Below are 11,550 nucleotides of genomic sequence, written 5' to 3'. Positions count from 1 at the left end.
CCGGGGGCCCCGCCGCCTCCGCTGTTGAAATTTTTGCCGATTCATTATATTAAACAGGGCCATGGACAACCTCATAATAGTTGGCAACATTGCCGACAACCCCTTCGTGGCAGACATCGCCCAGCATCTTAGCCAATCAATGCATTATTCGGATCTCATTTCCCTGAAGAGCTTTCTTAACAATGAATTTTGTCCCCGATTCATTGTGGACGAGGACAGCTGGGAGAATATCGGAGATAAACTTGCCGGCCGCACGGTGCTCATCGTATCCAGCACCCAGTTCATGTACAGCCGGGATGAACTCGCCATGCGCAACTTCCTGATTGCCCGGGCAGCCAAGGACAACGGGGCCGAACGGGTGTTTCTCCTGGAGCCGGATCTTTTCTACAGCGCCCAGGACCGTGGTCCCCGGCAGGAACATGGATTTACCGAATTCGAACGTCCCGACCGGGACTATAAAAAGTTCGACGGCCAGCCCTTTTCCGCCAGGCTCTACGCCGATCTCTTAAAGGAATCGGGGGTTGATGAGGTGATAACCGTCCATAACCATAGCAGCAGCGTGAAACGCCTGTTCATGGAGCGTTTTTCCGGGCATTTTCATAACCTTCAACCCGGGGACGTCTTTGCCAACTATATAAAAGAATCGGATATTGTAGACCATCAGGACCTCATCCTCTGCGCCCCTGATAAAGGCGCCCTCAGCTTTGTCCGGGAGGTCCATGAGCAGCTCCACCGCCCCGAGGTTCCGGTGGTGATCATGCAGAAGGAGCGTACCGGTGAACGGCAGATCATTATGAATCTGGATCCTGCCTCCGATATAGCCCTGGAGGATGTAGCAGGCCGCCAGGTTGTGGTCATAGACGACATGGTGCGTACAGGCAATACCATCGTGGAATGCTGCCGCAAGCTGCGCCAAGCCGGTGCCAGCCGGGTGGTATTCTTTGTGACCCACTTCTACTCCAGCCAGGAGGGGCGTATTAAGCTCAACGATCCCTCCATCGACGAAATCGTTACCACCAGCACCATCCCCCAGATCCTCAATCGGGATATGCAGGGCCGGCTGCGCCATAAAATGGTGGTCTTACGCATTGCCCGGTGGATGAGCAGCTTCCTGCATATGCAGATCGGCGCCGAACACCAGCCCCTTCCCCGTCCCCTCTATGTGGAAGACATGTCCAGTAAAAATCCTCGCTGGAAAGGCGGCCGCCCGGGACCGCTCTTCGATTAAATCTGCCCCTGGCGTCGGGTGCCTGAGATCTGGCCTTGGGGTTACCGGGGTGTCTGTCTACCGCTTGGTTGGATATCTGGGGTGATTCGAACGCCTCAGGCAGTCTCCGGCTGGGGATTACCGGGAAGCCCGAGGCGTGTCCAGGATATGGTCGATGACCATGGTAGCCGCAGTGAGGCCGAAGATGCCGGTAAGGGTGGATAGGCTGCCCAGAACCCTGCGTGGTCGACCATCCTTCGCCTCCCCGGCACGATGTTCCTCCTGGGGCTCGGATTCAGGCTCCTCATAGCGGAACCTCACCGGTTCATCGGAGTACACACAGGGAATATCCAGCCTAACCCCCCGGCGGCGCAGGCGCTGCCTTACATGTTTCGCTAACGGACAACCCGAGGTTTGACCGATTGTCCCCTGTTTTATCCGGCTCGGATCCCGGCGCAGGGCAGCGCCCATGGAGCTGACCACGGGAATGTCGGCCCCCGCAAGACCCTGGAGCAGCGCAACCTTGGAGTTCAACGAATCGATGGCATCCACTACAATATCCGGTTTCCACTGAATAAGCTGCTCAACCGATTCATTGTTTACGAAGAGCCGGATCGGCTCGGCCTTCAGAGAAGGATTGATATCCAGAAGCCGGCGGACCGCAGCCTGGGTCTTTTCCTCACCCAGGGTTGATTCCAACGCGAAGAGCTGACGGTTGATATTGGTTACGTTGACAAAATCGAAGTCCACTAGCCCGAGGGTTCCCACCCCGGCTCTGGCGAGGCTTTCGGCTGCGTAGCTTCCCACAGCCCCGAGCCCCACCACCAGGACCCGGGATTCAGCCAGGCGTTTCAGTCCCGGGGTGCCCAGGAGTTTTTCCGTGCGTAAAAATCTGTGCATTCCTAAGAATCCTCTCTTTCCAGGTGGGGGCTCCCCGGGGTGCACCCCGGAGGGATGCAAGCAGCCGTTCCCCCAGGGTATACCAGGCCTCTATAGCCTCGCCGTGAGATACCGGGTCCGGCAGGGTTCTTCCTCCGCCGTCCGGGGGGAGAAACCCCTCGGGGTAGGGGCCATCGGTTTCCAGAAGCAGCCGATCCTCGGGGCAGGCCTGTAGTGCAGCCTCCGCCTTGGTTCCGGGCCGGGCCGAAGCGTACCCGAAGGAAAGGTATGCCCCGGTCCTGCTTAATCGCCGGACTAACTCCGGGGAGCATTGAACACTGTGGATAATTGCCCTTCCGGGTCTCAGTTCCTCAAGAATCTCCGCTAATCTGCCCCAGGCCCGTACGCAGTGGATGCTTACCACCCGGTTCAGGTCCCTTGCAAGAACCAGCTGCTCCCGGAATGCCCGGCTCTGAATATCCTGACCCGGCCCCCGGATGCGGTCTAGGCCGGTTTCTCCCACCATGAGACCGGGATACGCCTGCAACAGTGCCTCCAGCTCCGATAGATCCCTGTCCAGGTGTACGGGGTTTATAAACCAGGGGTGAATACCAAGGCTTACCATTACCCCCGCATACCCTGCCTGGAAGGATGCCAGGGCCTCGGGCCACATACCCTGATGGGTGCTGTTTACAACCCCGGGCTGATATGCCGGTTCTCTGGTGGAGAAATGGTAGTGAGCATCGAAAAGCGGGGAGGGTTCCCGTACCATGGGCTGGTTATAGTAGAGGTATGTCCCCTTTGTCAACAGAAGGCTAGTAGAGGGGGCGGGCCCCGCCCCGGCTCAGATTGAGCCGGTTCCCATAGAGCTATGCCAGGGCTTGGGAACCCTGCTCCTCAGCGGTGGCAGCCTGATTCACCTCTGTGGATTCAAACCGCCGGAGCACGGTGGTCATGATAAGTCCGGCAAAGGGCAGGGCCGCAGCAAGAATGATGGGTCCGGTACTGTTTCCCGTAACATCGTACATTACCCCGCCGAGACTCGGACCGATTATTGCCGCCGCCCCGTAGAACATAAAGATGAAGGGGTACACCCGTGCCAGGGCGCCCTGACCGAAGACCAATTCGCTATGGGCGGCATAGACCACCAGAGACCCGCCGAAGAGAAGTCCGCTCATTGCCATGAGAATGATGAAGAGTACCGGACTTGTACCCGCCAACAATAGACCGAGGGCGCTGAGGGTTGCTAATCCGAGACTGAGGGGGATGGTTAACCCGGGAATTCTATCATTAAGCCAGCCCCAGAAGAGCCGTCCCGAGGCATTACCCACGGATACAGCGGCTACAGCCATGGCCGGCAGGGCTGCGGCAGCACTCTCTGCGAAACCCAGATCCACCGCGATGCCCGCAGCCCGGCCGATGAGCAGCAGACCCGAGGCGCTGCCCAACCCCAACCCAAGGGCTAAACGCCAAAAGGAGGGGCTTTTTAGAAAACCCTGCTGGATCGCCGGAACGGCCGTGCTGGAGAGGGAGCGTACCTTATCAGGCAGAGCGAGCACCTGTGCGGATAACACCACGAGCCCTCCGCCGATGGCCCCCGTAAGAAGAAAGATCTGTTGGACACTGCCTCCGGATGCAAGAATCTGGACGTACACTTGATTTGCTAAAATTGCACCGCCGCCGAAGCCGAACACCGCCACCCCGGTAACCAGACCCTTATGCTTTGGAAACCAGGCAACCCCGGTGGAAAGCGGGCAGGCGTACCCCAGGCCGATGGAAAATCCTGAAAGACCACCCAGGAGGAAGATAAGCACCAGGGGCTCCAGGGGAAGAACAGCAGCCAGGAGGTAGCTACTCCCGAAGAGTATACCTCCCCAGGTAGCCGTATACCGCGGTCCGCGCTTACGGAAGAGTCTTCCCCCGAGAATCAGGGAAACCGAAAATACGAAGATTATCATTCCGTAGATGAACTGAGTCTGCCAGGCTGCAAAACCGTGCAGGCTGGTCAGCTCCTGGGCGATGGTGCTCCAGGCATATACACTGCCGAGAACTAGTTGAATAACCACCGATGCTGCCAGTATGCCGTAACGCTTCATAACATTCCTCCAGAATTCCGCAATCCGTACCCAATGCACAAGACATGGTAACATCTCATCAAGACGCCCCACCCCGGGGCTGGACGCATGATCCCTGCCGGATAGAAGGGTGCTTCCCCTATCCCGGCTCAACGGGCAGGGTCGCCGAAGGTCAATGGTCAGCCATGTGCCCCTGCCCATGGGGTGTCCCGCCGGGCAATAGGTTTCCGGGATAGCTCACACCAATGAATCGATTGGTGAGCTCAGGTGTACCCGGGGTAAAGGTACTGAGGTTTACTAGGGTCTGTAAATACCTATGAAGCAGAATACGTGAAAAAAATGTCATGCAAAACAGATAGTTGTATAAAGAAACTATCTTGACAGGAATCAAAAACCCGTGCACTATAGTTTCATGAAAAAACAAACTCTGTACGAATCAGTCATGGCGGATCGGGATTTTCTCTGGGGAAGTGCCACTGCCAGTTTTCAGGTAGAGGGCGCAACCCGGGAGGGAGGCCGCAGCGAATCTGTTTGGGACACCTTTTGCCGTATACCCGGCCGGGTACATGCCGGCGATACCGGCGACGTAAGTACCGACCACTACCATCGCTATAAAGAAGACGTCCAGCTCCTGAAGGATCTTGGGGTTGGGGCCTATCGCTTTTCCCTTTCCTGGCCGCGGATCCTGCCACAGGGAACCGGTGAACCGAACGCCCAAGGAATTGCCTTTTATAACAGCCTCATTGATGAGCTCATAGCTGCTGGTATCAAACCCGTGGTTACCCTGTACCACTGGGATCATCCCCAGGTGCTAGAGGATCAGGGGGGCTGGCAAAATCGTCAAATGGCTCAGTGGTTTTTAGAGTATGCCAAGGTCTGTTTCCAGGCCTTTGATGACCGGGTGGCCATGTGGTCTACCATCAATGAGCCCTGGTCGGTTGCAGAGCTCGGCTACCGCTGGGGAATGCATGCCCCGGGTATCCGGGATGAGCAGGCCTCAGTCTCTGTGATTCACCATATGAACCTGGCTCACGGCCTGGCGGTGTCCGAATACCGTGCCCAAGGCCGGAGCAAACCCATCGGGATTGTGTTAAATCCCCAGATGCCCCGGCCTGTTACCCAGGATCCCGATGATGTCTTGGCTGCGGATATTGCTGCCGACAGGGGGATTCGAATGTATCTGGATCCGCTGATCGGTAAGGGGTACCCCCAGCGCTGGATCGATCAACACCCCGACCTTACCATTCCCCTGGAGGATGGTGATCTAGACATAATGGCCGAAACCCTGGATTATCTCGGGGTAAACTATTACTCCGAAGGGGTGGTAGGCGCGCCGAGAACCGAGCAGGAACGGCAGCATGGATTTCGCTACTGCCTCTCCTGGCATCCCCGGACCCTGATGGACTGGCCGGTGGTTCCCGAGGGTATTACCCGAATGCTGCATTGGCTCCACGACCACACCGGGGGAATCCCTCAGTATATTATGGAAAACGGTGCCTGTTATGACGACTCAGTGAGTATCGATGTTGTGGGTCATGGCGCTGAATACCATAAGGTTCAACGGGTCCATGATCACCAGCGGCTGCACTATATCAGCCGGCATATCGCCCAGGTTCTCAAGGCCCGGGAAGAGGGGGTTGCCATTAAGGGGTACTTCGTCTGGTCCTTTATTGATAACTTCGAATGGTCCCACGGGTACAGCAGACGTTTCGGTATCGTATACCATGATTACAAGACCCTGGAGCGCATTCCCAAAGACAGCTACTACTGGTTCCGGGATTTGCTCACGGGGTACGGAACCCTGGATCCCTGGACCGATTAGCTTTCGGTATTCGGTTAAAAACACCCAGCACCCTCGGGGGGTTGGGTGTTTTTTTTAGGTAGTGGGTTCTCCGCAGCTCCCACGGACAACGATATGGGTTTCAATGATCTCCGAGGGGTGGTCCAGAGACTGGTTTTGGATGAGTTTCATGAGCATGGTGGTTGCTGCGACGCCCATCTCATGAATGGGTTGGTGAACGGCGGTGAGACGGGGATTAAGAAAATTTAGATAGGGATAATCATCAAAAACGGCTAATCCGAAGTGGGTAAAATTGATGTGATTCCTCCGTAACTGATCGATGACATCCAGCATAAACTCACCCCCAGCCCCGATAAATAGGCTGTCAATTCCGGGGTTGTCCCGGAGCAGCCGGAGAACCTCTCCTTGGATCTGATGGGTATCGTAGGCCTCTACGGCCCCGGTAGCCCCGGAAATACCCTTCGCCGCCAGGGCATCGGTGAAGCCTTGGACCCGCTCTCTATTATATTGGTATTCCAGCGGCCCGGAGATGAAGGCCGGGTGGCGTTTTCCGCATTCGATCATATGCTCGGTCATTTGGTAGGCTGCCCGGTGGTTGTTAATATCGACAAAATAATGGTGGAACTCCGAGTTTTGGCCCACCATGACCAGGGGGAGATCCGCCAAGACAATCCGGGACAGGCTGCGTTTATCCACCAGCTCAGCCCCGATTATCAGGCCATCCACCTTATGGGATCGCAGCACCGAGTCATAGACCTGCTCTAAATCTCCCTCGATATGAGGGGTGAGGAGCATCAGATTATAGTTTTGCCCTGCAGCGGTCTGAGCAATGGCGGTAATCAGGGCTGACCAGTAGGAGCCGGCAAGGCTGATTCCCGCTTCGTGGGGAATTACCAAACCGATATTATTTGTCCTCTGGTAGGCTAATGCCTGGGCTGCGGAATTCGGGAAGTAATCCAGGTGTCCAACAATGTCCATGACCCTGCGGCGGGTGTCCTGGCTGATCCCCGGTTTATTGTTCAAGATCTTTGAGACCGTACCCTTAGAAACCCGGGCCATCTCGGCTATCTCATTTATGGTCAATTTTTTAGGTTTCATATCTCGTCTTTCTTTCTAGCATGGAAGCCCATATCTCGGGCAAGTCCCCAAGAGCCTTCATACTACCATACTATGTCCAGGCTTGGTAGATTACCTTGAGCTCCGTTTCCCGGGATGCCGCTCCGGGGGACTTCCTAGAAACGGGATGGTTTTTACTGACAAAACCGGTTTCCATACATATACTGGAAACCATGAAACATACCCACGTTGGCTTTAACCTATTATGGATGTACAATCCCGAGGATCCCCGGCAGCCCTACGCTCCGGACCTGCATCTTCTGGATTTTCTGGCAGATCAAGGATTCTCCTTCCTTCGATTTCCCCTTAACTATTGGTTCTGGATAGAGAATTTTTCCTACAGTCAGCCGAATGAGAGGATTCTTTGTCTGATCGACGACTATGTCCGCCAAGCGGTAGACAGGGGTTTTCATGTATCGCTGAATCTCCACCGGGCGCCGGGATATTGTATTAACGGTGCCGAGCTTGAGCGTCACAACCTCTGGAGGGATGGGGAGGCCCAGGAGGTATTTTCCGCCATGTGGACTGCCTTCGCCCGCAGGTACGGGAGCTACACCCCAGAGCAACTGAGTTTTGATTTACTGAATGAACCCCCGGAGATCGGACAGTACGGAATGACCCGGGACATCCACCAACGGCTTATGCGAAGGGTTATAGGAGAAATACGCGCCATTAACCCCGATAGAGTAGTGGTTTTAGATGGTTTAGGGGGAGGTAATCTGGCTATGCCCGAGCTTGCTGATACCGGCGCAATCCAGAGTACCCGGGGATACCAGCCCATGAGCATAACCCACCACAGGGCCTCGTGGTGTAGAGAAACCCAGGGACTGCCCATGGAGGAATATCCCGGCGCCCGGTACCAAGGGAAACTATGGAACCGGCAAACCCTGGAAGATCATTATCGGTCATGGCGGGAGATGAATGACCGTGGAGTACAGGTCCATGTGGGGGAGATGGGATGTTACGATACCATCCCGAATCCAACGGCCCTGGCATGGTTTGAAGACGTGTTTTCCCTGTTCCGCCAGTACCGATGGGGTTTCGCGCTATGGAACTTTGAGGGTCCCTTCGGGGTAGCCGGACACCGCAGACCTGATACCCGGTGGGAATCGTTAGGTTCGTACCGCATCGACCGAGACCTCTGGGAGCTGATTAAGCAAACCCGGGATGAATTGCAAAAATAACCGTTGACATAGCCTCAGTATATTGTATCATATGAAGGAAACCGGTTTCCTAATACGCCACTTTTAATCTCATTCCCAGGGGACGTTGTTGCAAAAGGTCTGCCGGGGAGTGACTTCACATGAGGAGAGTAGTATGAAGAAGGTGCTGACCGCAGTTGTTGTTTTTTTTGTCCTCGGGATGGGCAGTCTCTTTGCAGGGGGAGGGGATGAAGCCGGGAGATCCTCGGATGGCAGGGTTGCCGGACCAATTACCGTTTTAACAAACCGTACCGATCTGGTGGATACCTTGTTCGCCGATTACGCACGGAGATTTAATCAGATCTATCCTGATGTGCAGGTAAATTTTGAAGCCATGACGGATTACAGCGGAATCGTCAAGATCCGGATGAATACCAAAGACTACGGCGATGTACTGTTGATACCCGATGGGGTAACGCCTCCCCAGCTGGGAGATTTTTTTGAGCCCCTGGGCCCCACAGCCGAAATGGCGAAGAAATACCTCATGCCCACCGAACAGGCCTACCAGGGGACGACCTACGGAATTCCTGTGAGTGTGAACGCTAACGGTATTGTTTACAACAAACGGATCTTCCGGGAAGCAGGTATTACCGAACTTCCCAATACCCCCGAGGGATTCCTTGAGGCCCTGGAGGCCATAAAGGCTAATACCGATGCAATTCCCTATTACACCAACTATGCCTCCGGGTGGGCCCTGACCCAATGGGAGGCTCACCGATCCTCCGTGGCCGGCGATCCAGACTTTGTGAACTCCTTGGCACACACCGATGCGCCCTTCGCTCCGGGGGAACCCCATTACATCGTGTATAAACTCATGTACGACATTGTGGCCCGTGGGCTGGCCGAAGCCGATCCCACCACCACCGACTGGGAAAGCTCCAAGGCCCGCCTCGGAAACGGCGAAATTGCCACCATGGTTCTGGGAAGCTGGGCCATACCCCAGATACAGGCCTTAGCCGACGACCCTTCGGATGTGGGCTACATGCCCTTCCCATACAACAACAACGGTATCGTCAGCGCCGCGAGCGGGGGTGACTATAAGCTAGCAGTTAACATTCATTCCAAGAATAAGCCCGCTGCCCTGGCCTGGCTGTATTGGTTTGTGGAGGAGAGCGGATTCGCCAAAGAGACCGGAGGCATTCCTCCTGTGGTGGGCGGTGAGGTTCCAGAGTCCCTCCAGGCCTTTGCGGATCTCGGGGTGAATTTTGTTAGCAATAACCCCGCCCCGGCCGGGGAAGAGGGCTGGGTAGACGAGATTGACCGGGAGGGTGAAATCGGGCTCTGGGAGCCGAATTTTAAGGCCAGAATTATCGAGGCTGCTTTCGGTGCTCGAAACGAAACCTTTGACCAGATCATGGCCGATCTGAATGAGGATTGGAAGGCTGCCCGGGCAGTGGTGACCCCCTAGTAACGCCCCGTTCTCCCTCCGGAGGGGCCGGCAGAGCGGGGGAAGACCCCGGTACACCGGCCTGTATCCGGAATGAAACCCATAAAAAGAGAGGTACCTATGCTGGGAACCGCGTCCTATAAAGTGCAGCGGCGAATACTCATTGGAACATTTTTGTTGGCTCCCCTTGCCCTGCTATTTGTGTTTACCCTCCTTCCTGTGCTGAATATGTTTTATTACAGCCTGCTGGAGTGGAAGGGCTTGGGGGATAATACCCGGTTTGTCGGTTTGGGTAATTATTCGAGAATATTCTCTAATCCCGAGTATTTTTCTGTCCTGACGGTGAGTCTCTACTACCTGTTAGGGACCTTCCTGCAGCTCGCCCTTGCCCTATTCTTTGCTACCCTCATCAGCTACGGGGTTAGGTTCAGGGAGTTTTTCAAGGGGGTGATGTTCTTCCCCTTCCTTATGAACGGGGTGGCCATCGGGTTTATCTTCCTGTATTTCTATCGCCCCGATGGAACACTGGATAGTTTCTTGCGTTTGATTGGGGCCGGTGATGCGGTACGGTACTGGTTGAGAAACCCCGGGCTGATTAATATCTCTTTGGCGGCCACCTCGGTCTGGCGATACATGGGATTTAATTTCGTCATCTTCCTGGGAGCTATTCAGTCTATTCCCGGGGAAATCTACGATGCAGCCGCTATCGACGGCGCGAATAAATGGCAGCAATTCCTCTACATTATTTACCCATCCATAAAACGAATCGTGCAGCTCAATCTTATCCTGGCGATAAACGGAGCCATCTCGGTGTTTGAAATTCCCTACATTATGACCGGCGGGAACAACGGAAGCCGCACCTTCGTTATCCAGACGGTTGAGACCGCCTTCAAGTACAATAAATTCGGGTTAGCCTCAGCCATGGCAGTGGTTCTTTTTTTCATTGTCCTTCTGGTAACCGGAATGCAGAACCTGTTCTTCAAAAAGGAGGATCAGTAATGGTTCGGAATGCCGTCTATCGAAAATCCAGGGTAGCTTCTATTTCTCAAGGTGATTCGACTGCCTATCTCATCCGGGGGCTGTCCTATGCGTTGCTGATCATGGCTGCCTTCGCGGCCCTGCTGCCCATAGTGGTAGTACTGTTTGCATCCCTGAAGACCCCCGCAGAATATGCTCAATCCGGGGCGTTGGTCCTGCCGCAGAACTGGCTCAACCTGGAAAACTACCGCCGGGCCTTCACTGAAGGGAATATGCTTCTGGGTTTCCTCAATACCGGTATAACCATGGCGATCTCCCTCTTCGGAGCGGTTGTGCTGGGAGCCATGGCCGCCTACGTGCTCAGCCGGTTTGCGTTCCCCGGGAAACGGCTGGTGCTTATGCTGTTTCTCTTTGCAACCCTGGTGCCCGGGGTTACGACCCAGGTTGCCACCTTCAAGATCGTGAATGCTCTGGGGCTCTACAATACCAGGATGGCGGGTATCCTTCTTTTCATGGGCACCGATATCATCTCTATTTACATATTCCTGCAGTTTTTAGACAGTTTGCCTGTGTCCCTCGATGAGTCGGCCATGCTTGAGGGGGCTTCCTACCTCACTATTTTCCGAAGAATTATCATGCCCCTGTTGAAGCCGGCGATAACCACCGTTTTGATCATTAAGGGTGTGGGGGTGTATAATAACTTCTATACACCGTTTTTATACATGCCCAAACCGAGCTTGCACATGGTGTCTACGGCACTGTTTAAGTTTCAGGGGCCCTATGGAAGCCAGTGGGAGGTTATCTCTGCGGCGGTAATCATCGCTACCATACCGACCCTGCTTATCTTTATTACCCTGCAAAAGTATATCTACAACGGATTTACCCAGGGGGCCATTAAATAACGT

At 54.9% G+C, this 11,550-nt stretch carries 10 protein-coding genes; 6 read left to right on the top strand and 4 right to left on the bottom strand.

Annotated elements, in window-relative coordinates; genetic code table 11:
- The first annotated feature begins 61 nt into the window (after positions 1-61).
- A complete protein-coding gene (locus tag DC28_RS11480; protein WP_037548706.1) occupies positions 62-1,228 on the top strand; it encodes a ribose-phosphate diphosphokinase in 1,167 nt (388 codons plus the stop codon).
- Positions 1,229-1,345: 117 nt separating this feature from the next.
- Here DC28_RS11480 and DC28_RS11475 read toward each other — a convergent pair whose 3' ends face one another.
- From DC28_RS11475 to DC28_RS11465, 3 genes are all read right to left on the bottom strand, one after another.
- Positions 1,346-2,107, bottom strand: a complete 762-nt coding sequence (locus DC28_RS11475; RefSeq protein WP_037548705.1) for a tRNA threonylcarbamoyladenosine dehydratase — start codon at positions 2,105-2,107, stop codon at positions 1,346-1,348.
- Complete coding sequence (locus DC28_RS15725; protein WP_052078811.1) at positions 2,046-2,858, bottom strand: TatD family hydrolase; 813 nt, start codon at positions 2,856-2,858, stop codon at positions 2,046-2,048. Before DC28_RS15725 ends, DC28_RS11475 begins: the two co-directional genes overlap by 62 nt.
- A 97-nt stretch (positions 2,859-2,955) precedes the next feature.
- A complete protein-coding gene (locus DC28_RS11465; protein WP_081942157.1) occupies positions 2,956-4,362 on the bottom strand; it encodes an MFS transporter in 1,407 nt (468 codons plus the stop codon).
- 211 nt (positions 4,363-4,573) lie between these two features.
- Between DC28_RS11465 and DC28_RS11460 the strand changes: the two genes are divergently transcribed.
- Positions 4,574-5,983 (top strand): GH1 family beta-glucosidase, encoded by a 1,410-nt coding sequence (locus DC28_RS11460; RefSeq protein WP_238565809.1) that lies wholly within the window; start codon positions 4,574-4,576, stop codon positions 5,981-5,983.
- A gap of 54 nt (positions 5,984-6,037) precedes the next feature.
- Here the strand turns inward: DC28_RS11460 and DC28_RS11455 are convergent, their stop codons facing one another.
- Positions 6,038-7,060 carry a LacI family DNA-binding transcriptional regulator gene (locus DC28_RS11455; RefSeq protein ID WP_052078810.1) on the bottom strand — a complete coding sequence of 341 codons (1,023 nt, stop codon included), beginning with the start codon at positions 7,058-7,060 and terminating at the stop codon, positions 6,038-6,040.
- A gap of 191 nt (positions 7,061-7,251) precedes the next feature.
- Between DC28_RS11455 and DC28_RS11450 the strand changes: the two genes are divergently transcribed.
- The 4 genes from DC28_RS11450 to DC28_RS11435 all read left to right on the top strand — a co-directional run bounded on the left by DC28_RS11450 (position 7,252) and on the right by DC28_RS11435 (position 11,547).
- Entirely contained in the window at positions 7,252-8,262 is a 1,011-nt protein-coding gene (locus DC28_RS11450; protein WP_037548815.1) for a glycoside hydrolase family 5 protein, read from the top strand.
- A gap of 133 nt (positions 8,263-8,395) precedes the next feature.
- Entirely contained in the window at positions 8,396-9,688 is a 1,293-nt protein-coding gene (locus DC28_RS11445; RefSeq protein ID WP_037548701.1) for an ABC transporter substrate-binding protein, read from the top strand.
- A 72-nt stretch (positions 9,689-9,760) separates the two neighbouring features.
- The gene (locus DC28_RS11440; protein WP_238565808.1) at positions 9,761-10,666 is read left to right on the top strand and encodes a carbohydrate ABC transporter permease; all 906 of its coding nucleotides are present in this window, start codon (positions 9,761-9,763) and stop codon (positions 10,664-10,666) included.
- Entirely contained in the window at positions 10,666-11,547 is an 882-nt protein-coding gene (locus DC28_RS11435) for a carbohydrate ABC transporter permease (protein ID WP_081942156.1), read from the top strand. The genes DC28_RS11440 and DC28_RS11435 overlap by 1 nt, the downstream gene beginning before the upstream one ends.
- Positions 11,548-11,550 lie beyond the last annotated feature (3 nt).

It is taken from the genome of Spirochaeta lutea (assembly GCF_000758165.1).
Taxonomy (GTDB): Bacteria; Spirochaetota; Spirochaetia; order DSM-27196; family Salinispiraceae; genus Spirochaeta_D; species Spirochaeta_D lutea.
Note: the sequence above shows the minus strand (reverse complement) of the source record. Positions and strands in the feature narration are given on the sequence as shown.